Origin of the sequence: Caulobacter sp. 602-1 (assembly GCF_003931565.1) — a bacterium.
GTDB lineage: Bacteria > Pseudomonadota > Alphaproteobacteria > Caulobacterales > Caulobacteraceae > Caulobacter.
Genome location: NZ_RRYI01000001.1, coordinates 828,908 through 853,286, shown reverse-complemented (window position 1 = coordinate 853,286; position 24,379 = coordinate 828,908). Strand labels below are relative to the sequence as shown.

The following is a 24,379-nucleotide window of genomic DNA, read 5'->3' as shown; positions in this document are numbered from 1 at the left end:
TACAGGAAACACCATGACCGACGACGCCTCGCCCCTGGTTCCCCCCCTGGTTTTGAGCGCCGTCGCCCTGACCCTGCCCTCCGCCGCCGGACCCGTGAACATCCTGCGCGGCGTCGACCTGGCGGTGAACGCCGGCGAGCGCGTGGCCGTGGTCGGTCCGTCGGGCTCGGGCAAGTCGTCGCTGATCGCGGTGGGCGCCGGGCTGGAGGAGCCGACCGCCGGGACGGTGCGGCTGTTCGGCCAGGACCTGGCGGCGCTGAGCGAGGACGGCCGGGCCCGCCTGCGGCGCGGCCGCGCGGCGCTGGTGTTCCAGTCGTTCCACCTGCTGCCCAACATGACCGCCGAGGAGAACGTCGCCACCCCGCTGGAGATCGCCGGGACGCGCGAGGCCCTGCCCACCGCGCGCGACTGGCTGGGTCGGGTGGGCCTGTCCGGACGGCTGACCCACTATCCGCACCAACTGTCGGGCGGCGAGCAGCAGCGCGTGGCCCTGGCCCGCGCCCTGGCCGCGCGGCCGGCTTTGCTGTTCGCCGACGAGCCGACCGGAAACCTCGATGGCGCCACGGCCGCCTCGGTGGCGGACCTGATGTTCAACCTGGTCGCCGAGGTCGAAGCCGCCCTGGTCATGGTCACCCACGACCCCAGCCTGGCCACGCGCGCCGACCGCATCGTGCGCATGGCCGACGGGCGCATCGCCTCGTGAGCCGGGCGCCTCTCGCCTTCCGCCTCGCCGCCCGCGAGCTGCGCTCGGGCGTGCGCGGCTTCCGCATCTTCCTGGCCTGCCTGGCCCTGGGCGTGGCCGCCATCGCCGCCGCCGGCTCGACCGCCGAGGCCTTCCGCCAGGGCCTGGCCAGCCAGGCGCGCGAGATCCTGGGCGGCGACCTGTCGTTCTCGGTCGAGAACCGCGACTTCACCGACAAGGAGCGCGCGGCCTTCGACAGGCTGGGCGTCACCACCTACGCAGCCGTCGCCCGCGCGATGGCCCAGGCGCCCAGCGGCGAGCGCCGGCTGGTCAGCCTGCGCGGCGTCGACGCCCGCTTCCCCCTGGCCGGGACGGTGACCCTGGAGGGCGCGCCGAACCTGGCCGCCGCCCTGGCCGACCGTGACGGCCTGCCCGGCGCGGCGGTCGAGCCGGCGCTGCTGGATCGCTTGCACCTGAAGATCGGCGACCGGTTCGAGGCCGGCCCGACGACCCTGGTCGTGCGCGCCCGGCTGGTCAGCGAGCCCGACGGCCTGTCGCGCGGCTTCTCGATGGCCCCGCGCGTGCTGGTCCGCGGCGAGGTCCTGGAGCGCTCCGGCCTGCTGGCGCCCGGCGGCCTGACCAGCCGCACCGTTCGGGTGGCGCTGAAGCCCAGCGAGGATCCCCGCGCGATCGGCAAGGCCACGCAGGCGGCGCTGCCAGAGTCTCACCTGCGGGTCCGCGACCGCCTGGACAGCGCCCCCGGCGCCCGGCGGCTGATCGACCAGCTGGAATATTTCCTGGGCTTTATCGGCCTGGCCTCCCTGGTGGCCGGCGGCCTGGGCGTCGCGGGCGCGGTCGCGGCCTATCTGTCGACGCGCGAGCCGGCCATCGCGGTGCTGAAGGCCCTGGGCGCCGAGAGCGGCCTGATCCGCGACCTGCACCTGATCCAGATCGGGGTCCTGGCCCTGCTGGGCGTCGCGATCGGCCTGGCGGTCGGGGCCGTCGCGCCGCTGGTGCTGGGCCAGCTGGCCGGCTCGAGCCTGCCGATCCCGGCGCTGTTCAAGGTCTATCCGTGGCCGCTGGCCAAGGCCGGACTGTTTGGGGTGCTGGCGGCGGCGGCCTTCTCGCTGGTCCCGCTGGCCCGCGCCCGGGTCACGCCGCCCTCGGCCCTGTTCCGCCGCGCGCCCAAGGCCCGTCTGCCGCTGGGCCTGGAAACCCTTGGCGCGGTCGTCGCCGGCGCGGGCCTGGCCGCCCTGGCCGTGGCCACCGCCCCGACCCCGATGGCCGCGGCGATCATGATCGCCGGCGTCGCCGTCGCCTTCGGCCTGCTCACCGTTCTGGGCCGCTCGGCCGCCTGGCTGGCGGGCAAGGCGCGCGGCCTGACGCGAGGCCCCGTCAAGCTGGGCCTGGCCAACCTGGCGGGTCCGGGCTCGGCGGCGCGGACCGCCAGCCCGGCCATCGGCCTGGGCGTGGCCCTGCTGGCTTGCGTGGTGCTGATCCAGTCGGCCCTGCTGGCCCAGGTCAGCGACGTGGCCCCGCGCACCGCCCCGGCCATGGTCTTCACCGAGATCCCCGGCGACCGCGCCAACGCCTTCGACGCCACGGTGGCGGGCGTCATCGGTCCGTTGCGCGAGGACGCCTATCTGCGGATGCCATTCGCGACAGGCCGGATCATCGCCCTGAAGGGCAAGCCGGTCGACGTGAAGGCCATCAAGGCGTCCGAGCGCTGGGCCTTCGACAACGACCTCAGCCTGTCGCTGCTGGCCAAGGAGCCGAGGAACGCCGGCGTGGTCTCCGGCCGCTGGTGGCCCGCCAGCGACGCGGGCCCGCCCAAGGTGGCGCTGAACGCCGAGATCGCCCAGGCGGCGGGCCTCAAGGTCGGCGACACCCTCACCGTCCTGGTGCTGGGCCGCGAGATCGAGGCCAAGGTCGCCGTGCTGCGCAAGATCGACTTCGGCGGCTTCGGCCCCAGCTTCAACCTGATCTTCAACCCCGCGACCCTGGAGGGCGCGGAACTGCGCAGCGTGGCCATCGCCCGCCTGAGCCGCGCGCAGGAAGCGATCCTGACCCGCAAGCTCGGCGAGGTGTTTCCAGGGGTCAATGTGATCAGCGTCCGCGAGCAACTCGACGCGGCGGCGGCCCTGTTCGACCGCCTGGCGCTGGCCGTGCGCGGCGCGGCGGCGGTGGCGGGCCTGGCGGGCCTGCTGGTGCTGGCCGGGGCCATCGCCGCCGGAGCTCGGGCCCGGGCTCGGGAGGCCGCGACGCTGAAGGTGCTGGGCGCCACCCGAACCCAGATCCTGGTCGCCTATGTCATCGAATATGGCGCGGTGGGCCTGATCGCCGGCGCGGCCGGCGTGGCGTTCGGCTTCGCCGCCGCCTGGCCGGTGGTGGTCAAGGTGTTCGAGGCCAGCTGGAGCGTCGATTGGAGCGGGGTGCTGGCGCTGCTGGCCGGCGCGACGGGCCTGGCGACCCTGGGCGGGCTGATCGCCGCCAGCCTGGCGCTGTCGCAACGTCCCGCGCCGGTTCTGCGCGGCGACTAGGTGGAGCGCGCCCGCCGGCGCGAAACCTTGCCGAACCTCGAACACGCGACCATCGTTCGCGCGACAAGATATCCATGATGGGAAACGCCCGATGCTCGTCGTCCACCACCTGAACAATTCGCGCAGCCAGCGTGTGCTCTGGCTGCTCGAGGAGCTGGGCGTCCCCTACGAGGTCAAGCACTACGAGCGCGACGCCGAGACCATGCTGGCTCCGCCCGCGCTGAAGGCGATCCATCCGCTGGGCAAGTCGCCGGTCATCACCGACGACGGCAAGACGATCGCCGAGACCGGCGCCATCGTCGAGTACGTCATCGAGACCTATGGCCAGGGCCGGCTGATCCCGCCCGCCGGCGGTCCCGAGCGCCTGCGCTATACCTACTGGCTGCACTACGCCGAGGGTTCGGCCATGACGCCGTTGCTGCTGAAGCTGGTGTTCACCGCCCTGCCGACCCGCGCGCCGGGCCTGCTGAAGGGTCTGGTCAAGGCGATCGCCGGCAAGGCCCAGCAGGGCTTCGTCGACCCGCAGCTCAAGACCCATATCGACTACTGGGAGGCCGAGCTCTCCAAGACGCCCTGGTTCGCCGGCGCCGAGTTCACCGCCGCCGACATCATGATGAGCTTCCCGCTGGAGGCCGGCGCGGCGCGGGCCGGGGCGGACAGCCGTCCGCACGTAAAGGCCTTCCTGGCCAGGATCCACGCCCGCCCCGCCTATCAGCGGGCGCTGGAGAAGGGCGGCCCCTACGCCTACGCGTGAGCGACGGGCCAGGGGCTTCGAGCGGCGCCGAGGCCCCAGCGGCTTGATAGCGCAACCCTGGGACGTGCGGACGGACGCCTCGGGCGGTACGCTAGCGGGCGCGATCGACCTCAGGCGCCGCCACGCCCCCTTGCTTATCGGAATCTGGCTGCCTATCCTCCCAGCCCCCGGTTGTGAGCGCCCTCGACCGGAAGAATTTCCTCCCAAAGGCGTCCGAGCTAAAATCCGCAATGGAAAAAGTGCCGATGACCGTCGCGGGGTATCAGACCCTCGACGAAGAACTGAAGCGTTTGAAGACCATCGAACGGCCGGCCGTTATCGCCGCGATCGCCGAGGCGCGTTCGCATGGCGATCTGTCGGAAAACGCCGAGTATCACGCGGCCAAGGAGCGCCAGGGCTGGATCGAAGGCCAGATCGCCGAGATCGAGGACAAGATCGCGCGCGCCCAGGTCATCGACGTGTCGAAACTGTCGGGCAAGCAGGTGAAGTTCGGCGCCACCGTCTCGGTTGTCGACGAGGACACCGAGGACGAGGCCCGCTACCAGATCGTCGGCGAGCACGAGGCCGACGTGAAGTCGGGCCGGATCTCGGTGTCGTCGCCGCTGTCGCGCGCGATGATCGGCAAGGAAGTCGGCGAGGTGGTCGAGGTCAACACCCCCGGCGGCACCAAGGCTTACGAGATCCTCAAGGTGGAGTGGCTGTAGGGCGGTCCGCCGCCCCAGCCGCGCCATAAATCGAGTACAATGGAGCGAGGCTGCTCCAACGGGCCCGCCGCATGGCGGGCCCGAGCTCTATTGGTTGAGAGCGGCCTCGTTTCGTTTTGCGTTGCCCGGAGTCGACGACTTGGTCGAAGCTTCGAAACCGCCTCTGAAGGTGTGGGCCGTCTCCGACGGTCGCGCCGGCATCGAGGCCCAGGTCGTGGGCCTGTCGGAGGCGATCGCGCGCCTGGTTCCCTGCGAGGTCACCGTCAAGCGCGTGGGCTGGACGGGCAGCATCGGCCGCCTGCCGTGGTGGCTGAACCTGCTGCCCAAGCGTTGGCTGACGCCGGAGAGCGGCATCCCTCGGAACAAGGATGACGACTGGCCCGATCTGTGGATCGCCGCCGGCCGCGCCACCCTGCCCCTCTCCATCCGCGCCAAGCGCTGGTCGGGCGGCAAGACCTTCGTGGTCCAGATCCAGGACCCCCGCGTGCCGGCCACCATGTTCGACCTGGTGATCCCGCCCAAGCACGACCGCCTGACCGGCGACAACATCCTGCCGATCACCGGCTCGCCGCACCGCGTGACGCCCCAGCGGCTCGAGACCGAGTACGCGGCCTTCGCCGACGTGATCGATCCGCTGCCCCAGCCGCGCGTGGCGGTGCTGATCGGCGGCAAGTCCAAGGCCTTCGACCTCTCCAGCGAGCGGGCGGCCCAGATCGCCCACTCGATCCAGATCCCGCTGGAGCAGGACGGCGGGTCGCTGCTGATGACCTTCTCGCGCCGCACGCCCGAGCCCGCCCGCGCCCTGATGACCGCCCGCCTGCGCCACCTGCCCGGCATGATGTGGAGCGGCGAAGGCCCCAACCCCTATTTCGCCTTCCTGGCCGCCGCCGACTACATCCTCGTCACCGAGGACTCGGCCAATATGGCCACCGAGGCCGCCTCGACCGGCAAGCCGGTGTTCGTGCTGAAGATGGACGGCTCCAGCCTGAAGTTCCGCATGTTCCACGAGGAGCTGGAAAGCCAGGGCGCGGCGCGGCCTTACGGCGGCGCGTTCCACGGCTGGACCTATGCGCCGGTCAACGAGACCGACCGCGCGGCGCGCGAAGTCCTGGCGCGGATCGGGGTGGAGATTCCGGAGCCGGTGGTCGAGGTCGCGGTCGTCGAGGAGGCCGCCAAGCCGAAGCGGAAACCTCGGGCGAAGACGGTCCAGGCGGTTGTGGAAGCGCCCGCCGAGAAACCCGCGCCGAAGCCGCGCAAGCCTAGGGCGGCAAAAGCAAAAGCCTGATTTTTGCCGCTTGCGGCCGCACGAATGTTCGCGTTACGTTCGCGATATGGTTGAGCCGTTCATATCCCGCCCGGGCAAGGCGGCGCGAAACGAGCAGCGCAAGGCGCTAGCGGCGACGTGCAATGCAACGGCCATCGCGTTCCTAGGTTCGTCGCTCCTTCAGCCCTTGGTTTCCGGCCATTCCAATCTGCTGCTGGTGGCCGGAGCGTTGTTGGCCTTCGTTGCCCTGCAAGGAGCCTTGCACTACATTCTTTTTCGCGTGGAGGACTGAATGGCCCCCATCTTTCAATCAATGCTGATCTGCCTTGTGTTCATCGCCTCGGCTTTTGGCGTCCATTGGTTTTTCATGCGGGACTACAATCGCGAGAAGAAGCAGCGCGACCGGGCGTGATAGAGCCCGCATTGTCCTTAGGCCGGCGGTCAACGCCGTGACCCGCATCCTCTTCATCTGCGCGGCCGGCTCGACGGTGGGCGGCGGCCATGTGATGCGGTCCCTGACCTTGGCGCGAGCCCTCGAGGCCCGCGGCGCGACCTGCGCGTTCCTAGTTTCGCCCGAGGTCGCCCCCGAGGTCGCCAAGCTGCTGGACGCCTTCGCGCCGGACATGGCGCGGGCCCAGACCGATGACGGCTTCGACGCCCTGGTGTTCGACAGCTACGCCCTGACCGCCGACGACCACCGCGCGGTCGCCAAGGGCCGCCCTGCGCTGGTCATCGACGACCTGGCCGACCGGCCGCTGGCCGCCGATCTGGTCCTGGACTCCGGCCCGGCGCGGACCGCGCGGGACTATGCCGGCCTCGTCCCGCCGACCGCCCGGCTGCTGCTCGGCCCCGGCTACGCCCCCGTTCGTCCCGCCTTCGCGGCCTTGCGTGAAGCGGCGCTCACCCGCCGCGCCGAGCGGGCGCCCGTGGGCCGGATTCTGGTCTCCCTGGGCCTGACCGATGTCGGCGGCGTCACTGGCCGCGTCGTCGACCTGCTGCGCCCCATCATCGGCGCGGCGAGGCTGGACATCGTCCTGGGCGGCGGCGCGTCCAGCCTGCCGGCCCTGCGAGCCCTGGCCGCCGACGACCCGCGCCTGACGCTGCACGTCGACACCCCGCGCATGCCCGAGCTGATCCTGGCCGCCGACCTGGCCATCGGCGCAGGCGGCTCGACGACCTGGGAGCGCTGCGTCCTGGCCCTGCCGACCCTGACCCTGATCCTGGCCGACAATCAGGTCGCCGCGGCCCGCGCGCTGGAGGCGGCCGGCGTCACGACCTGCCTGGCGGTCGAGGCGCCGGACTTCGACGCCGCGTTCGTCGACGCGTCGCGCATGCTGCTGGCCGACGCCGACAAGCGGGCGGCCCTGTCGCGCGCCAGCGCCGCGGTGTGCGACGGGAGGGGCGCGGAGCGGGCGGCCGAGGCCTTCCTGACCCGCGCGCTCGCCAAAAGCTCCCTCTAGCGAACCGCGCTCAACTCCCCCTATCTTGGCCGCAACCAAGGGAGGGGCGACATGGCGCGAAAGAAATCGGTGGTGATCACCGGGGTATCGACAGGCATCGGCTGGGGAGCCGCCAAGGTGCTGGTCGGCAAGGGCTTTCACGTCTTCGGCAGCGTCCGCAAACAGGCCGACGCCAACCGGTTGCAGGCCGAGTTCGGAGACGCCTTCACGCCCCTGGTGTTCGACGTCACCGATGGTCCCGGCGTCCGCGCCGGCGCGCGCCAGGTCGAAAGAGCCCTGGCCGGCGCGCCCCTGGCGGGCCTGGTCAACAACGCCGGCATCGCCGTGGCCGGCCCGCTGCTGTACCTGCCGATCGACGAATGGCGCCAGCAGCTGGAGGTCAACCTGACCGGGGTGGTCACCGTCACCCAAGCCTTCGCGCCCCTGCTCGGGGCCGGCGGCGCGCAGCCGGCCAAGGATCCTGGCCGCATCGTCAACATCTCCTCGGTCGGCGGCCGCAACGCCAATCCGTTCATGGCCCCCTACTGCACCAGCAAGTTCGGGCTGGAAGGCCTGTCGGAATCCCTGCGCCGCGAGCTCCTGCCCTTCGGCGTCGACGTGGTGGTCGTCGCCCCGGGCGCGGTCGCCACCCCGATCTGGGACAAGGCGGACGAGACCGACACCACCCGCTACGCCAACACCGTCTACGCCCCGGCCCTCGAGCGGTTGCGCGGCTACATGCTGTCGATGGGCAAGTCGGGCCTGCCGGCGGAAAAGATCGGCGAGGCCATCCACACGGCCCTGACCGCCACGAAGCCCAAGGTCCGCTACGTGGTGTCGCCGTCGCCGATGCAGGTGCTGATGACCGAGATCCTGCCTAAGCGGACCCTGGACCGGATCACGGGCAAGCGCCTGGGGCTGATCTAACCCACCATCGACCAGTCCAGCGGCTCGCCGCGCGCGAGGTCGCGCGTGGCGGTCTTGCCCAGGACGTTATCCAGCTCGGCGGGCGGCAGGCCGTTGCCGGGACGGACCGAGCGGATATTGGCGCGGGAAAGCGGCTCACCGGCTTTCACATCGGCGGTGACGTAGAGCGAGCGGCGGAACAGCAGGCTGCCCTGCTCGGCGCCCAGCACGTCGTAGTGGGCCGCGCCCAGCGCGGCCCAGGCGTTCTTGGTGTCGTCGACCAGGGCCTTGAACTCGGCGGGTTCTAGGCTGAAGGCGGCGTCCGGGCCGCCATCGGCGCGGGCCAGGGTGAAGTGCTTCTCGATCACGCAGGCGCCCAGGCTCACCGCCGCCACCGAGGCGGCCGTGCCCGGCGTATGGTCGGACAGGCCGATCGGGCAGCCGAAGCGCGCGGCCATGTCCGGCACGGTCCGCACATTGGCGTCGGCGAAGGTGGCCGGATAGCTCGACACGCAGTGCAGCAGCAGCACCCCCGCCGCGCCGGCGGCCAGGGCCGTGTCGCGGGCGGTCTGCATTTCCCGAAGGTTGGCCATGCCGGTCGAGATGATCAGCGGCTTGCCCTTGGAGGCGGCGTACCGGATCAGCGGCAGGTCGACGGCCTCGAACGAGGCGATCTTGAAGGCCGGGGCGTCCAGGGCGTCCAGCAGGTCGACCGCGGTCTCGTCGAACGGGCTGGAGAAGATCGTCACGCCGCGCTGGCGGGCCCGCTCGAAGATGGCCGCGTGCCATTCGAACGGCGTGTGGGCCTCGGCGTAGAGCTCGTAGAGGGTGCGCCCGTCCCAGAGACCGCCCCTGATCCTGAATTCGGGCCGGTCGACGTCCAGCGTGATGGTGTCGGCGGTGTAGGTCTGGATCTTGATGGCGTCGCAGCCGGTGTCGGCGGCGGCGTCGACCATCGAGAGGCACCGCTCGAGGCTGCCGTTATGATTGCCCGACAGCTCGCAGATCACATACGGCGGATAGTCGGCGCCGATCTTGCGTCCAGCGATTTCGATGAAGGGGGCGGACATGGCGGATCACCCGGGAACGTGGTCACCGCCAGTTTAACCCATCAAAAGTGGATGAGGCGTCAATCGATCTGGGGGCGTCTTCGAGTAGCGCCGGAGCGGAATCGCGCCTAGATATCCGCCATGTCCACGACCGCTCCCCGCCAGACCCGTTGCCTGATCATTGGTTCGGGCCCCGCCGGCTACACCGCCGCCATCTATGCCGCCCGCGCGCTGCTGAAGCCCGTGCTGATCGCCGGCATCCAGCCCGGCGGGCAGCTGACCATCACGACCGATGTCGAGAACTATCCGGGCTTCGCCGACGTCATCCAGGGCCCCTGGCTGATGGATCAGATGCGCGCCCAGGCCGAGCATGTCGGGACCGAGTTCGTCAGCGACATCGTCACCGGCGTCGACCTGTCCAAGCGTCCGTTCACGGTCAAGACCGACAGCGGCCAGGACTGGATCGCCGAGACGATCATCATCGCCACCGGCGCCCAGGCCAAGTGGCTGGGCCTGGAAAGCGAGAGCAAGTTCCAGGGCTTCGGCGTTTCAGCCTGCGCCACCTGCGACGGCTTCTTCTATCGGAACAAAGAGGTGATCGTGGTCGGCGGCGGCAACACGGCCGTCGAAGAGGCCCTGTTCCTGACCAGCTTCGCCAGCAAGGTCACCCTGGTCCACCGCAAGGACGAACTGCGGGCCGAGAAGATCCTGCAGGAGCGCCTGCTGGCCCACCCGAAGATCGAGGTGATCTGGGACAGCGTCATCGACGAGGTCACCGGCCAGACCGACCCCATGGGGGTCACCGGCGCGCGGCTGAAGAACATCAAGACCGGCGAGACCACCGAGGTCGCCGCCGACGGCGTGTTCATCGCGATCGGCCACGCCCCGTCGTCGGAGCTGTTCGCCGGCCAGCTGGAGGTTGGCCCGGGCGGCTATCTGAAGGTCAAGCCGGGCACGGCCTCGACGGCGATCGAAGGCGTCTACGCCGCCGGCGACGTCACCGACGACGTCTATCGCCAGGCGGTGACGGCGGCCGGCATGGGCTGCATGGCGGCGCTGGAAGCCGTGCGCTTCCTGGCCGAGGAAGACCACAAGGTCGCGCATCATCCGATCAGCCATCAAGAGGCGAACAAGATCGGCGTCTGGTGAGCCGGGCGCTCCTCAGTTCAACGGACTGAGCAAGCTCGGCGGTCGCGGCTTCGGTTTCGGCGGAGGCGGCGGCGGCGCGGGCTGAGCCGCTGGGGCTGCGACCACCGCCGGCGCGGGCTCGCTGACCGCCTCCAGCGCCTTGTTGATCCGGGCGATCTCGTCGGCCGTCGGGATCCGCCGCCCCGCCACCGAACCCTGCGCCATCAGACGCTCGCCGGTCGGTGAGTTGGGGTCGGGCGCCATGACCAGCTTGGCGTCGGGCAGGACCAGGTTGTCCACGCCCAGCATCTGGGCCATGGCGCCCGTCGCCACCGGACTGGCCGGCGCGTTCTGGGCGGCCAGGATTTCGGGCGTCGCGGCTTCCAGGGTGCGCGGGTCGGCGGCCATCAGGATGTCGGCGCTGACCGTCTCATTGCCGGAATAGCGGCCGTTGAAGGCCTTCAGCGTCCCGGCCGGGCCGGTCCAGCGATAGAAGATATGCTGGCCGAACTGCTTCAGCTTCACCAGGGTCGGGGCCCAGTAGGGCGCGACATAGTCGGCGTGATAATGGGTGGCCACGCCCACCGGCTTGAACACGAAGCCGCTCAGCGCCCGCTTGGCCACGGCCTGGGCGTTGGCCCACAAGGCGGCCGGCGGCACGCGCGCCAGCGAGCCGTCGCAGGCGAAGCTGAACTGGCAGCCGGTCGCCCGCGCCGCCCCCTCGTAGATCACGCCGCAGATCGACTTCGGATAGCCCGGATGGCGCATACGGTTGATCACCGTCTGGGCGACGGCCATCTGGCCCTCGCCCGGCTCGAACCCGGCCTCGTAATAGACCGCCTGGGTCAGGCAGTTCAGCGCCTTGGCGCGCGCGTCGGCCGAGCCGGTCAGCACGAATGGCTTGGCGAACTCCAGATCCTCCGGAACCGCCGGCCGCAGGGCGTTGATGACCCGCGCCTCGTCGAAATCCGGCGCCCGGTCGCCCAGGCGGGGGATGTCCTTGAGATCGATGACCTCCCAGCCCTCGACGCGGCCCCAATAGTCCTTGTGCGGGCGGGGATCATGACGCCTGGCCAGGGCCAGCATCGCGGGGTCGAAGTCCGCGACATAGTGGCGCAGCGCCCGCTCGGTGAAGCTGCCCGTCACCCGCATCAGTCCGGCCTCGCGCCCCGATCCGGCCGGCACGTAATAGGTCGCGCAGGCGGAAAGGCCGCCGACGACCAGCACGGTCGCGGCGGCCTTCCAGGCCCGAGGCTCTGTCAGGGTCCCCACCCCGCCCCCGGTCAGCTTACTTGCCACCCAGGGTGGAGCGAAGCATCCAGGCGTGCTTTTCGTGGGCCTGGAGGCGCTGGGTCAGAAGGTCGGCCGTGGCCTCGTCGCCGGCGTCGTCGGCGGTCGGGAAGCTGTCGCGCAGGGTGCGGATCACCGTTTCGTTGTCGGCCAGAAGCTCCTTGAGCATGGCCTCCCACTCGTTTTCGGGATTGCCGTCCTTGATGCTGGAGAGGTTGCCGAACGCGCCGTAGCCTTGCGGGGCCAGCTCGCCCAGGGCGCGAATGCGTTCGGCGATGTCGTCCAGGGCCGCCCACTCCTCCTGGTACTGACCTTCCAGCAGAACGTGGAGCGATTGGAAGTTCGGACCGCGAACATTCCAGTGATAGCCATGGGTCTTCAGATAGAGCGCATAGCTGTCGGCCAGGACCTTGTTCAGCGCGGCGGCGATGTCGGCGCGCTGCTTGGCGCTCAGTCCGGTGTTCAAGGTATCGGCCATCACTGATCTCCCGTGTTGCGTGCTCTAGGTAAGCGTGTCCATCTTCATGGCAAGACATCTTTGCGGGGAGCGAAGGTGGAGAAGAGAGACGCCCCGAACTTGGCTTCCGACGAGCACCGTCGAATCCATGCTCTAGTTAGCGCTTGGCTCATCCCTCCGGTTCCACCGCCGGCGTGGCGATGCGCCATCGTCGCGCTCATTGGCGTGGCCATGGCCGTGCTGATGCGCGTCGCGCTGCTGGGCCTGCACGGCGGCGTCGGCGCCACCCAGCCCTTCTTTCCGCCCATCATGCTGGTGACGCTGTACGCCGGCTGGCGCTGGGGCCTGGTCCCCATGGCCGCCGGCGCCGGTTTCGCCACGTGGCTGTGGAGCGACCAGGGCGCCGTACCGATGTCCAGCGACGAGCTGACCACCATGGTCATCTACCTGCTCTGCGCGGTCATGGTGCTGGTCGCCGCCGAGGGACTGCGCGGGGCGATGCGCGGCCTGGCCCAGGCGCGGGAGGAGCGCGCCGAGGCCGAGGCCCGGCTGCGCGTCACCCAGACCGCGGCGGGCGTAGGTCCCTGGGACTACGACCTGCTGACCGGCGCGGTCCATATGTCGCTGGCCGCCCGCCGGGGCATGGGCGTGCCGGACGACGCGGTGATCCGCCTGGACGACATCCCCCGCTACATCCACCCCGACGACCGCGCCATGATCCAGGCGCAGGTGCGGCGGGCCCTGAAGGACTTCGGGGACTACGAGGTCGAGTACCGCCTGGCCGACACCAGCCAGGGCGAACGGTGGATCCACGCCCGCGGCGAGGTTGTCCGCGACGAGGACGGCAAGCCGATCCGCATGATCGGCCTGAACTTCGACGTCACCACCCGCCGCCGCGCCGAGGAAAGCGTGCGCGAGAGCGAGGCCCGCTTCCGCATGCTGGCCGACAGCGCTCCGGCCCTGATGTGGGTCACGCGCCCCGGCGGCATCCGCGAGTTCGTCAACAAGGCCTATGTCGAGTTCGCCGGCCTGGACTACGAGGCGGCGGTGACCATGGACTGGCGCACGCGCCTCTATCCCGAAGACCTGCCCGACATCCTCAAGGCCCAGGTCCAGGGCGAGGCCTCGCGCAAGCCGTTCCAGCTGGAAGGGCGCTATCGCCGGGGCGACGGCGAATGGCGCTGGCTGAAGTCGTTCTCGCGACCGCGCTTCGACGCCAGCGGCGCCTTTGTCGGCTTCATCGGCATCGCCTTCGACACCACCGACGCCAAGCAGGCCGAGGCCAAGCTGACCGGGATCAACGAGCTTCTGGAGGAGCGCGTCGCCGCCGCGGTGGCCGAACGCGACGCGGCCCAGGCCGCCCTGCTCCAGGCCCAGAAGCTGGAAGCCATCGGCCAGCTGACCGGCGGGGTGGCTCACGACTTCAACAACCTGCTGACCGTCATCATCGGGGCCCTGGACGTCGTCGAGCGCCATCCGGAGGACGAGCGCCGGCGCGCGCGGATGATCAGCGCCGCCCTGGCCGCCGCCAGGCGGGGCGAGAAGCTGACCCAGCACCTCCTGGCCTTCGCCCGCCGCCAGCCGCTGAAGCCCGAGGTCTGCCGCGTCGATCGGCTGATCGCCGAATCCGAGGGCCTGCTCAAGCGCGCCCTGGGCGACGCCTACACCTTCACCCTGCGCCTGGGCGGCGGGGTCCGCTCGGCCAGGATCGACGCGGGCCAGTTCGAGGCGGCGCTGCTGAACATGGTCGTCAACGCCCGCGACGCCACCCCGCCCGGCGGCGAGGTCATCATCGAGAGCCGCCCCGTCACCCTGACCCGCAAGCAGGGCGAGCTGGAGCCCGGCCGGTACCTGCGCGTGGCCGTGCGCGACACCGGCATGGGCATGGACGCGGCCACCATCGCCCGCGCCGTCGAGCCGTTCTTCACCACCAAGGCCCCTGGTGAAGGCACCGGGCTGGGCCTGTCCCAGGTTTACGGCTTCGCGCGGCAGTCGGGCGGCTCGGTCGACATCGAGAGCAAGCCGGGCCAGGGCGCCAGCGTGGCCCTGCTGCTGCCGATCGACGAGGGTTCGCCGGCGGCCGACGCGCTTCCCGCCGTCGACCACGTCCAGGCCCAGGTCCCCACGCGGGTGCTTCTGGTCGAGGACGATCCCCAGGTCGCCGAGCTGGTCGACGCCATGCTGCACGACCTGGGCCACTCGGTGGTCCGCGCCGGCGGCGTCGACGAGGCCCTGAAGCGCCTGGCCCAGGACGACGACATCCAGCTGGTCCTCAGCGACGTGATCATGCCCGGCGGCATGAGCGGCGTCGATCTGGCCGAGACCCTGGCCGCCACCCGCCCCGGCCTGCCGGTGGTGCTGTGCTCGGGCTACACCGGCGGCGACCAGGGCCGCGCCCGGGCGGGCGACTGGCCCTTCCTGAGCAAGCCGTTCTCGCTGGAGAGTTTGGCGCAGGCGCTGGCGCAGGCGCGACCGCATTAGGGGGCTTCGAAGGCGCCGCCGCCCTCGGAGATCTCCGCCGGCTCAAACCTTCCAACCTCCACCGTGACTCCGAGCGGCTTCGCCCCTAGGGTCCCGTTCCACGCTCGTGGATTGTGTTGAGGGGGTATTGGGAATGGATCGTCGGCTGACGGCGCTGGCCGCCTTGTTGTTGATGTCGGGCTCGGCCCTGGCGCAGACCGCGCCGCCCGCTCCGGCGCCCGCCGCCGATGCGGCGAAAGCCGACAAACCCGAGAAGTGGAACGTCAACGCCCCGCCCGGCGTGACCACCCGCGAAGTGCGCATCGCCGTCGACAACGGCACCTGGATGAATGTCGACGTCTCGCGCGACGGCAAGCTGATCGCCTTCGACCTGCTGGGCGACATCTACACCATGCCGATCGCCGGCGGGACACCGAAGCGGATCGCCGAGGGCCTGGCCTATGACCACCAGCCGCGCTTTTCGCCGGACGGCAAGCGCATCGCCTTCACCTCCGATCGCGGCGGCGGCGACAACATCTGGGTGATGAACCTGGACGGCAGCGACAAGCGCGCGGTGACCAAGGAGGACTTCCGCCTGCTGAACCAGCCCAGCTGGAGCCCGGACGGCCGATTCATCGTCGCCAAGAAGCACTTCACCACCGGCCGCTCGCTGGGCACAGGCGAGGTGTGGATCTACCACGTCTCGGGCGGCGGCGGCGTGCCGCTGGTCAAGCGCGCCAGCGAGGTGCTGCAGAAGGAGCTGGGCGAGCCGATCTACGCCGCCGACGGCAAGAGCATCTTCTACGTCCGCAACGTCACCTCGGGCCCGATCTTCGAATACGCCCAGGACTCCAACACCGACCTGTTCGACATCGAGCGCTACAACCTGGAGACCGGCGAGGTGACCACCGCCGTCTCGGGCGTCGGCGGCTCGGTGCGCCCGACCCCGTCGCCGGACGGCAAGAAGATCGCCTTCGTCCGCCGTGAGCGCGCCAAGTCCAAGCTCTATGTGAAGGACCTGACCTCGGGCGAGGAGAAGAAGGTCTACGACGCCCTGGACCAGGACGTGCAGGAGACCTGGGCGGTCACCGGCGTCTATCCGAACATGGCCTGGACGCCCGACGGCGCCAGCGTGGTGTTCTGGGCCGGCGGCAAGATCCGCCGCGTCAATGTCGCGGACGGCGCCAACAGCGTGATCCCGTTCAAGATCGACGACACCCGCGTGGTCATCGACGCCATCCACCCGAAGGTCGAGATCGCCCCCGACAGGTTCCAGACCAAGATGCCGCGCTGGGCCAGCGTCTCGCCGGACGGCAAGTCGGTGGTGTTCGAGACCCTGGGCAAGCTGTGGATCAAGCCGACGGCCGGCGGCGCCGCGCGCCGGCTGGTCTCCGGCGACGAGGCCGAGTTCGAGCTGTTCCCGGCCTGGTCGCGCGACGGCAAGACGGTGGTGTTCGTCGGCTGGACCGATCAGGGCCTTGGCCACATCCGCACCGTCTCGGCCAGCGGCGGCGCGGCCAAGGACGTGATGAGCCAGCCGGGCCACTTCGCCGTCCCGCAATTCTCGCCGGACGGCAAGACCATCGTGTTCGAGCAGCGGCGCAGCGGTGGGCTGACCTCGTCGCGCTGGTCGCAGAACCCGGGCGTCTATCGCGTGGCCGCCAGCGGCGGCGCGCCGGTGAGAATATCCCGCGACGGCTCCGAGCCCCAGTTCGGCGCGTCCAGCGACCGCGTGTTCATGGTGATGTCCGAGAAGGGCAAGCGCCAGCTGGTCAGCACCAACCTGGACGGCGAGGCCAAGCACGTCCACGCCAGCGGCGAGATGGTCAACGACTACCAGGTCGCGCCCGACGGCCAGAACGTGGCCTTCCGCCAGAACTACGAAGCCTTCGTCATGCCGCTGCTGCCGGGCGCGCAGGACGTCTCGGTCGACCAGAAGGGCGGCCCCCTGCCCGTCACCCGGGTCAGCGCCGAGGGCGCGGACTTCATCAACTGGTCGAACGGCGGCGCGCGGATCCACTGGAGCATGGGCCCGACCCTGTTCACGGCCGACACCGAGGCGCTGTACGCCAACGCCCCGGCTCCGGCCGACGCTCCGAAGGACGGCGCCAAGGAGTCTGGCAAGTTCAAGCCGGTCGCCACGGGCGTCTCTCTCTCCATGGAGGTCGCCGCCGACAAGCCGACGGGCGTCGTGGCCCTGACCGGCGCGCGCATAGTCACCATGGCCAGCAAGGACGGCGGCGTGATCGATGACGGGGTCATCGTCATCAACGGCGACCGCATCGTCTCGGTCGGCCCCAAGGCCGGCGCGGCCATCCCCGCCGGCGCCAAGGTCATCGACGTGGCCGGCAAGACCATCATCCCCGGCCTAGTCGACGCCCACGCGCACGGGCCGCAGGGCGAGGACGATCTCGTGCCGCAGCAGAACTGGTCGTCGATGGTCAACCTGGCCATGGGCGCGACCACGATCCACGATCCGTCGGCCCGCGCCGCCGAGATCTTCGTCGCGGGCGAGATGCAGCGGGCCGGCAAGATCCTGGCCCCGCGCACCTTCTCGACCGGCGAGATCATCTATGGGGCCAAGGCGCCGGAGGTCTATGCCGAGATCAATACGCTCGACGACGCCCTGGCCCATGTCCGTCGCCTGAAGTCGCAGGGCGCCCACAGCGTCAAGAACTACAACCAGCCCCGCCGCGAACAGCGCCAGATGGTGGTGATCGCCGCCCAGAAGGAGGGGATGGAGGTCGTGCCGGAGGGCGGCTCGCTCTACAGCATGGACATCAGCCTGGTGCAGGACGGCAACTCGACGGTCGAGCACAACCTGCCGGTCGAACACTTCTACGACGACGTCGTGTCCCTGTGGTCGCAGAGCAAGACCAACTACACCCCGACCCTGGTGGTGGCCTATGGCGGCCTGGCCGGCGATCCCTACTGGCGCCAGCACATGGACGTCTGGAAGCACCCGCTGCTGTCCAGGCACGCCCCGCCGGCCCTGCTGGCCGCGCGCAACGTCCGCCGGACCTCGGCGCCGGAAGAGGACTATGTCGACGGCGCCACGGCCCGCGAGGCCAAGAAGCTGGCCGATCGCGGCGTGCAGGTGGCCATCGGCGCCCACGGCCAGCAGGCGGGCCTGGGCCCCCACTGGGAGCTGTGGTCGTTCGTGCGCGGCGGCTGGACTCCGGTCGAGGCCTTGGCGGCCGGCACTATCAGCTCGGCGCGCAGCCTGGGCTACGATAAGGACGTCGGCTCGCTGGAGCCCGGCAAGCTTGCCGACCTGCTGGTGCTGGACGCCGATCCCACGGTCGACATCCGCAACAGCGACAAGATCAACCGCGTGATGCTGGGCGGACGGCTCTACGATCCGACGACGCTGAACGAGGTCGAGACCGGCAAGCGCGTCCGCCAGCCGTACTGGTGGGAGCGTTCCGGCGAGGCCTACGGCGGCTCGCAACCGGCTGAGTCCACGACCGAGGATGTCGGTTAGGCGAGCGGACCGTCCCGCAGACCCGAAGACGGCGGGCCCTCTCTAGGGCTCGCCTTTTTCGCGCGTCGATCCGGTGACGATCGCCCACTCGCCGGGCGACAGTTCCGGCCCCGCATAGGCGGTGGCGAAGTAGGTCTTGAGGTCGCCGGCGAACGGCCAGTCCGACCCGGCGACGAAACGGTCCGGACCGATCCGGCGGATCAGGCCGGCCATCCGGGCGCGGTCTTCCGGCGTCGCGTTGTCCTTGAACACCTGGGCCAGGTCGAAGCGGACGTTGCGGAGGCGCGTCGGATCCTTCTCGAACGCGTCGGCGAAGGCGCCCAGGGCGTCCAGCGTCACCGCATCGATCCCGCCCCAGCCCGCCGCGTGGGCGATGACCACGGGCCGGCCGCCGGCGGCCGGCAGCACCTGGTCGATGAAGGCTTCGACGTCCCGCGCGCCATAGTCGGCCGCGCCGGTGCGCATGTGGATCATGATCGTCCAGCCATTGGCGGCCGCGGCGTGGAAGACCGCCGCCAGCTTGGCGATCTGGGCCGGATCGCGCAGATCCACGCCGGAATTGGTCAGGTGCAGCTTCAGCCCCGTCACCGCGCGGTCGCCCTTCCAGCGGGCGATCTCCGCCAGGGCGTCGGGCGCGGTGGGATTGACGCTGACGAAGGCGGCGAAGCGGTCGGGCCGGCTCCGCGCCAGGGCGACCGTGAAATCATTGGCCTCGCGGACCACTCGGGCGGCGTCCGGCTGGGGCGGGCCCAGGGGACTCTCGGCCAGATAGGCGGTCGACATCAGCCAGCCCGTCCGGATCCCCGCGCCGTCCATCGCCTTCAGGGCGTCGGCGGCGGTCAGCGGCGCGGTGAAGCGCGGGTCGCACGGGCTCTTGCGCTTGGGGCTGGCGCAATAGGCCGGCAGGATGTCGAGGATCGCCGGCGAATGGACGTGCATGTGGTGGTCGATCGCCGGTCCCGCCCAAGACCGACCGGTCGAAAGCAGCAGCGCCAAGGCCGTCGCGCAACGCAAGAAGGTCGACAAGGTCCCGCATCCTTCCAAGAAAAAGGCGCGGAACCTCGGTCCCGCGCCCTCGCCCGTCCTACTGGCCCAGCAAGGTCTTTCGCCAGAACATGATGCTGGTCCAGAAGTAGTAGTCCTCGTTCTCCTTCTTGCGGAAAACGTGACCCTCGTTCTTGGCCAGCACGTGCCAGACCGAACCGCCATTGGCCCGGACGGCCTTGATCATCTGGTCGGCCTCGGTCGGCGGCACGCGCGGGTCGGTCCCGCCCGTGGCCACCAGCAGCGGCGTGGTGATCTTGTCGACGCTGGTCAGCGGCGAGATCTTCATCAGCTGGGCGCGCTGCTTGGGATCGCGCTCGTCGCCATACTCGACCCGGCGCAGGTCGCGGCGATAGGCCTGGGTGTTCTCCAGGAAGGTGACGAAGTTGGAGATCGCCACGTAGCAGTTGGCGCCCTTCAGGCGCGGGCTGTAGTGCGTGGCCGAGGCGTAGCACATGTAGCCGCCGTACGAGACGCCGTTGACCGCGAAGCGGCTGGCGTCCAGGGCCGGGTCCTTCTCCAGCGTGTCGAGGAAGGCGCCGATGTCCTTCACCGAGTCCTCGCGCTTGAACGGGCCGTTGTCGAGATTGACGAACCGCGCGCCATAGCCGGTGGAGCCGCGCACGTTCGGGAAGAACAACGCGATGCCCAGCTCGTTCAGCAGGTAGTTGTTGCCGCCCAGGAAGTCCGGACGGGTCTGGCCTTCCGGACCGCCGTGGATGTCGACGATCAGCGGACGCTTGCCGGGGAACTTGGCCGGGTCGGGCTGGTAGAGGAAGCCCGAGACCTTCTCGCCGTCGAAGCTGGCCACCTCGACCAGCTTGGGCTCGACGTTCAGGCTGGGATCCAGGCCGCCGGTCTCGCTGTGGGTCCACTGGGTGACGGCCAGGGTCTTGGGATCGATCGAGAAGGCGTCGCCCGGCACCTTGGCCGAGGCCATGCTGAGACCGATCTCGCCCCACGGCGCGATGTCGATCGCCGCGCCGATGCTGTAGGGGATCACGCCGGCCGGCAGGCCCGTCACCGGGCGCACCGCGCCGGTGGCCAGGTCCAGCACCCGCACGCGCGACACGCCGGCCTCGTTGATGGCGTAGACGGCGAACAAACCGTCGGGCGAGACGGCGAAGTCGCTGACGTCCCAGCGCGGCTCCTTGGAGACCGGGACGAAGCCGCCCTTGCCGTCCAGCTTGCCCAGGCGCTGGAAGTCCGAGTCCTTGTTCGAGGTCAGCCAGACCGAGCCGTCACGGGCGTACTTCGGATCGACGTACGACACCTTGGCATTGGGATCGGTCAGGGGCTTCATCTTGCCGCTGGCCAGGTCCAGTTCGTAGACCATGGCCTCGTTGACCGACATGCGGTTCAGCACCAGCGCCTTGGAACCATCCGCCGAGAAGTCGGCGATGTTCCAGCCGCCGCCGGTGACCTGAGCGACCAGGTGGTCGGTCTTGGGGTCCTTCGGGTCGACGACATAGAGGTCCATGTCCGCGCCGTTGCGGCGCGACGAGGCGTAGCCGACCCGCTTGCCGTCCGGCGACCAGGCGCCGAACCAGTTGCGGCTCTTGCCGTCGGTGATCAGGCGCGGCCGGCCGGCCTCCAGCACGTAGAGCTGATAGAACTCGTCGCCGCCCTTGTCCTTCTGGATCACCAGCGTGTCGCCCTTGGGCGACAGGGCCGCGGCCAGAACCGGCTCGTTCTCGAAGCTGATCTGGCGTCGCGCCCCGTCGGGCTTGGCCACGACATGGACCTGATCGGAGCCGCCGAAGCGGGTCTTGATCAGCATCGAGCGGTCGGCGGTGTTCCAGCCCAGGAAGTTGGCGTGGCGCGCCTGCAGATAGGGCGCGGCGGCCGCGACCAGCTCTTGCGGAATGGCGGGCGCGCCGTCGACGACGATGGCGGCGGGCGGCGCGACGGTCTGGGCCGCCGAGGGGGTGGCAAGCGGAGTCGCGGCGGCGGCGGCCAGGAGGGCCAGCGCCAGGGCATGACGAGAGATCATCTGGAGAATGCCTCTGAAGAAAGGGGAAGCGCCGCCGGCGGGGGAAGCCAGGGGGGAGCAGCCGGCGGCGCGATGTCGGGCGGGACTAGAAACGCATCCGCGCGCCGACGGTCACATAGCGACCGATCACGTCGTAGTAGGGCGAGTACAGCGACGAGACGGGCGGGTCCTTGTCGAAGAGATTGGTCGCGTTGGCGTAGAGTTCGACCTCATGGCCCATGACCTCGGGCAGCTTGGCCTGAACGCCCAGGTCGACATAGGTGTAGGCCTTGATGTGGCCGTTCACGAGGTCGACGGTGTTGTTGTAGTTGCCTGGCGAGATGTAGCGCGCCCGCAGGTTGGCGCTGAACACCTTGCCCGACCAGTCGAGCGCCGCGGTCATGCGGCTCTTGGGCGTGCCCAGGCCGAACGAATAGCCTTGCGACTTGACGTACTCGATCTTGCTGACGCCGTCGTTGGTGGTCAGGCTGTTGACCCAGGTCATCAGCCAGCGGGCGCGGATGCGGCCGGGCGCGTCGGGGATCAGGCGGTCGAGATTGGTCGCGTACGAGATCTCGGCGTCGACGCCGTCGGTCTTGTAGTTGGCCAGGTTGACGTAGGTCGAGACGATCCGCGAGATCCCGCCGGTGGCGTCGCGGGTGACCCGCGAACACATGTCGGCATTGCCGTTGGCGCAGCGCGTGACGATGTCCTGCGCCGAGACCGTGGTGATCACGTTGTCGATGTCGATGTCAAAATAGTCGACCGAGATGTTGAAGCCCGGCAGGGCCGGCGGCGAATAGACGAAGCCGGTCGTGAAGGTCTTGGCCGTCTCGGGCGTCAGGTTCGCGTTACCGCCGCCATTGGTCAGCACGTAGACGCTGGAATTGGTCTTCGGGTCGACGATGGTGTTGTAGCCGGTCGTGCTGGTGGTGAAGAGCTCGGTCAGGTTGGCCGAGCGGATGTCGCGCGACTTGGTGATCCGCCCCCGGAAACCCGGGAAGAACTCGTTGGTGGCGCCCAGCTTCCACGACCAGATCGAGCCGGTCGTGTTGTAGTCGGACACCCGCGCGGCGGCGTTGACTTCCAGCTTGTTCAGAACCGGGACGTCGCGCACGACGGGCACCAGCACTTCGGCGAAGGCTTCCTTGACGCTGTAGCTGCCGGCCATGGCCGAGAAGCTGAAGGTGGTGAAGGCCTTGGCCGCGTCCAGGTCGCCCACCCGGCGGTCGACCGACTCCTTGCGGGCCTCCGCGCCGACGGCGACCGAGACCGGGCCGGCCGGCAGGCTGAAGGGCTCGCCGCGCAGGCTGAAGCCGCCGACGTCCAGCTTGCTGGTTTCGCGCATCGACGGCGTGCCGGTCACATAGTCCAGCGCCGCTTGCGAAGGCGCGCCCTGGCCGAACAGGTTGATCGGCACGCAGTTGGTCGAGGCGTTGGTCAGGGCGACCCGGCAGATCGGCTGGCCGGTGGTCGGGCTGATCACCGAGTCGACGGCGTTGGCGTAGTTCTGGGTCAGGAAGAACCCAGGGGTGTCGATATTGTTCTCGTTCTCGCCGTGGCTGTAGTAGGCGCTCCAGCGCCAGCCGTCGCCGAAGGCGCCGTCGAACGCGATGGTGCCCTGGGTCGAGACGCGCTCGAAGTCGATCGTCGGATAGGCCTCGGTGTTGAAGCGCCCCATCGTGAACGAGGTCTGCCCCGCCGCCGCCAGGGCCGCCTTCACGGCCGCCGGCAGATAGGCGTTGTCCGACTTGATCGTCAGGTTGCCGCGGTTGTGGTCGCCGAACCAGATGTAGTTGTTCCACATCCGCGAGCGGCGCAGCTCGGCCGTCATCTTGACCTTGTCGGTCAGGTCGTAGGTGACGCTGGCCATGGTGGCGTAGCGCTTCTGCGGCGTGACGAGAGGCGAGAGGTCGTCATTCGACGGGCCTTCGCCGCCGACCGAGTTGGTGCCGATCACGGTGCCGGCGTTGAAGTCGCGCAGGCTGCCGTCGGGATTGAAGGCCTTGCCCTTGAGGACGCCCGACATGATCAGGCCGCCATAGGCCGCGTTCGAGAAGCCGACGTCCGGAGCCAGCACGAAGCGGCCCGCGCCGTTCGACACCGTGGCCCAACGGCCGATGTTCGGCCGGCTGTTCTTCGGGATGACGCCATCGTTGTCGATGTACTCGCCGCCGATCACGAAGTGGCCGCGGCCGTCGGCGAAGCTCTTGCCCGCCGCCGCCTCGAGACGGACCTGCTTGGCGTCGTGGTACGAGGACTCACCGCCCTCCACGCCCAGCTTCAGGCCGGTGAAGGTGCGGTCGATGCTGATATTGACCACGCCGGCCACGGCGCCGGAGCCCCAGGCGGCCGAAGCGCCGCCGGTCACGACGTCAACGCCCTTGGTCAGGACGCTGGGGATCAGGTTCAGGTCGTTGTCGCCCGAGAAGCGGCGGCCATCCAGCAGCACCAGGGTGCGGCTGATGCCCAGGCCGCGCAGGTCGACCGGCGCGTTGCCCGCGCCCGTGTTGGTGCCGGTGGTCTGGGCCGAGGTCGTGGCGCGGAACTGCGGCAGGTCGTTCAGGGCCGCGGCGATGTTCGGACGGGCGCCGACGCTCAGGTCCTGGGCGGTGACCCGCACCGTCGGGGTGGGCGCCTCGAAGCCGGCGCGGTCGATGCGCGAGGCCGTGACGATGATCTCGCCGACGCTGGTGTCATCGGTCTTGGCGGCGTTCTGGGCGGCGTCCTGAGCGAAGGCGGCGCCGTGCAGGGCCAGGACGGCGGGAACCAGGCTGCAACCCAGCAGCAGGCCCCGGCGAGTTTGGCGTGAAAGAGTCAAGGTAAGATCCCCTATGTTTCAGCAGTCGACAGTCGCTCTCTCCCGCGCGCCCGTTTGTTCGGTCGCGTCGGTCGCGTCGCTCGGGAAGACGTGCGCCTTCCCGGACTCCGCCAGGCGGTTCCTCTGCCCCCGCTGTCCCTTGGCCTGAGAGATTCAGGCGCGGTCGCGCCCTTGCTCCTTCGGCGAGGCCGCTCACTTGTGGAGCGGTCCTGCTTTCCAGCGTCCTCGTGCTCTGCGGTCCCTGTTGCCTGAGCGTTTCCGGGGCGGTTGCGCCTTCGGCGTCGGGCTGACCCGATCTCTTCCGCGAGAGCCAGGCCAATACGACCGGCTCGCCCGATCGCGTCAAAGCGTCGAAATCCGGTACAATGTTGCCCGACGCGCGATG

17 protein-coding genes and 2 riboswitches are annotated in these 24,379 nt (G+C 69.8%); of the genes, 11 read left to right on the top strand and 6 right to left on the bottom strand.

Annotated elements, in window-relative coordinates; genetic code table 11:
* The first annotated feature begins 13 nt into the window (after positions 1–13).
* From EIK80_RS03995 to EIK80_RS03960, 8 genes are all read left to right on the top strand, one after another.
* Positions 14–703: an ABC transporter ATP-binding protein gene (locus tag EIK80_RS03995; protein WP_125155656.1), complete on the top strand. Its 690-nt coding sequence runs from the start codon at positions 14–16 to the stop codon at positions 701–703.
* Positions 700–3,222 carry an ABC transporter permease gene (locus EIK80_RS03990; RefSeq protein WP_125155655.1) on the top strand — a complete coding sequence of 841 codons (2,523 nt, stop codon included), beginning with the start codon at positions 700–702 and terminating at the stop codon, positions 3,220–3,222. The genes EIK80_RS03995 and EIK80_RS03990 overlap by 4 nt, the downstream gene beginning before the upstream one ends.
* A gap of 91 nt (positions 3,223–3,313) precedes the next feature.
* A complete protein-coding gene (locus EIK80_RS03985; protein WP_125155654.1) occupies positions 3,314–3,976 on the top strand; it encodes a glutathione S-transferase family protein in 663 nt (220 codons plus the stop codon).
* A 230-nt stretch (positions 3,977–4,206) separates the two neighbouring features.
* Positions 4,207–4,680, top strand: coding sequence for a transcription elongation factor GreA (gene greA / locus EIK80_RS03980; protein WP_125155653.1), 474 nt, complete (start codon positions 4,207–4,209; stop codon positions 4,678–4,680).
* A gap of 139 nt (positions 4,681–4,819) precedes the next feature.
* Positions 4,820–5,965 (top strand): mitochondrial fission ELM1 family protein, encoded by a 1,146-nt coding sequence (locus tag EIK80_RS03975; protein WP_125155652.1) that lies wholly within the window; start codon positions 4,820–4,822, stop codon positions 5,963–5,965.
* A 46-nt stretch (positions 5,966–6,011) separates the two neighbouring features.
* The gene (locus EIK80_RS03970; RefSeq protein WP_125155651.1) at positions 6,012–6,236 is read left to right on the top strand and encodes a hypothetical protein; all 225 of its coding nucleotides are present in this window, start codon (positions 6,012–6,014) and stop codon (positions 6,234–6,236) included.
* A gap of 157 nt (positions 6,237–6,393) precedes the next feature.
* Positions 6,394–7,404, top strand: a complete 1,011-nt coding sequence (pseG, locus tag EIK80_RS03965) for a UDP-2,4-diacetamido-2,4,6-trideoxy-beta-L-altropyranose hydrolase (protein ID WP_125155650.1) — start codon at positions 6,394–6,396, stop codon at positions 7,402–7,404.
* Positions 7,405–7,455: 51 nt separating this feature from the next.
* Positions 7,456–8,310 carry an SDR family NAD(P)-dependent oxidoreductase gene (locus EIK80_RS03960; protein ID WP_125155649.1) on the top strand — a complete coding sequence of 285 codons (855 nt, stop codon included), beginning with the start codon at positions 7,456–7,458 and terminating at the stop codon, positions 8,308–8,310.
* Here the strand turns inward: EIK80_RS03960 and pseI are convergent.
* The gene (pseI, locus tag EIK80_RS03955) at positions 8,307–9,359 is read right to left on the bottom strand and encodes a pseudaminic acid synthase (protein ID WP_125155648.1); all 1,053 of its coding nucleotides are present in this window, start codon (positions 9,357–9,359) and stop codon (positions 8,307–8,309) included. The genes EIK80_RS03960 and pseI overlap by 4 nt on opposite strands.
* Positions 9,360–9,479: 120 nt before the next feature.
* Here pseI and trxB point away from each other — a divergent pair, with 120 nt between their 5' ends.
* On the top strand, positions 9,480–10,487 hold the full coding sequence (gene trxB / locus EIK80_RS03950; protein WP_125155647.1) for a thioredoxin-disulfide reductase: 1,008 nt from the start codon (positions 9,480–9,482) through the stop codon (positions 10,485–10,487).
* Between the two features lie 12 nt (positions 10,488–10,499).
* Here trxB and EIK80_RS03945 read toward each other — a convergent pair whose 3' ends face one another.
* Both EIK80_RS03945 and EIK80_RS03940 read right to left on the bottom strand, forming a co-directional pair.
* Positions 10,500–11,738 (bottom strand): cell wall hydrolase, encoded by a 1,239-nt coding sequence (locus tag EIK80_RS03945; RefSeq protein WP_125155646.1) that lies wholly within the window; start codon positions 11,736–11,738, stop codon positions 10,500–10,502.
* 16 nt (positions 11,739–11,754) lie between these two features.
* The gene (locus tag EIK80_RS03940) at positions 11,755–12,234 is read right to left on the bottom strand and encodes a Dps family protein (RefSeq protein ID WP_125155645.1); all 480 of its coding nucleotides are present in this window, start codon (positions 12,232–12,234) and stop codon (positions 11,755–11,757) included.
* Between the two features lie 60 nt (positions 12,235–12,294).
* Here EIK80_RS03940 and EIK80_RS03935 point away from each other — a divergent pair, with 60 nt between their 5' ends.
* Both EIK80_RS03935 and EIK80_RS03930 read left to right on the top strand, forming a co-directional pair.
* A complete protein-coding gene (locus tag EIK80_RS03935; protein ID WP_199743366.1) occupies positions 12,295–14,694 on the top strand; it encodes a PAS domain-containing sensor histidine kinase in 2,400 nt (799 codons plus the stop codon).
* Positions 14,695–14,827: 133 nt separating this feature from the next.
* Complete coding sequence (locus tag EIK80_RS03930) at positions 14,828–18,157, top strand: amidohydrolase family protein (protein ID WP_125155643.1); 3,330 nt, start codon at positions 14,828–14,830, stop codon at positions 18,155–18,157.
* 42 nt (positions 18,158–18,199) lie between these two features.
* Here EIK80_RS03930 and EIK80_RS03925 read toward each other — a convergent pair whose 3' ends face one another.
* From EIK80_RS03925 to EIK80_RS03915, 3 genes are all read right to left on the bottom strand, one after another.
* Positions 18,200–19,183 carry an amidohydrolase family protein gene (locus EIK80_RS03925; protein ID WP_199743365.1) on the bottom strand — a complete coding sequence of 328 codons (984 nt, stop codon included), beginning with the start codon at positions 19,181–19,183 and terminating at the stop codon, positions 18,200–18,202.
* 58 nt (positions 19,184–19,241) lie between these two features.
* Positions 19,242–21,194 carry a prolyl oligopeptidase family serine peptidase gene (locus tag EIK80_RS03920; protein ID WP_199743364.1) on the bottom strand — a complete coding sequence of 651 codons (1,953 nt, stop codon included), beginning with the start codon at positions 21,192–21,194 and terminating at the stop codon, positions 19,242–19,244.
* A gap of 85 nt (positions 21,195–21,279) precedes the next feature.
* Positions 21,280–23,994 (bottom strand): TonB-dependent receptor domain-containing protein, encoded by a 2,715-nt coding sequence (locus EIK80_RS03915; protein ID WP_125155642.1) that lies wholly within the window; start codon positions 23,992–23,994, stop codon positions 21,280–21,282.
* Positions 23,995–24,124: 130 nt separating this feature from the next.
* Positions 24,125–24,216, bottom strand: a riboswitch (glycine riboswitch).
* 3 nt (positions 24,217–24,219) lie between these two features.
* Positions 24,220–24,307: riboswitch (glycine riboswitch) on the bottom strand.
* Positions 24,308–24,379: the final 72 nt, after the last annotated feature.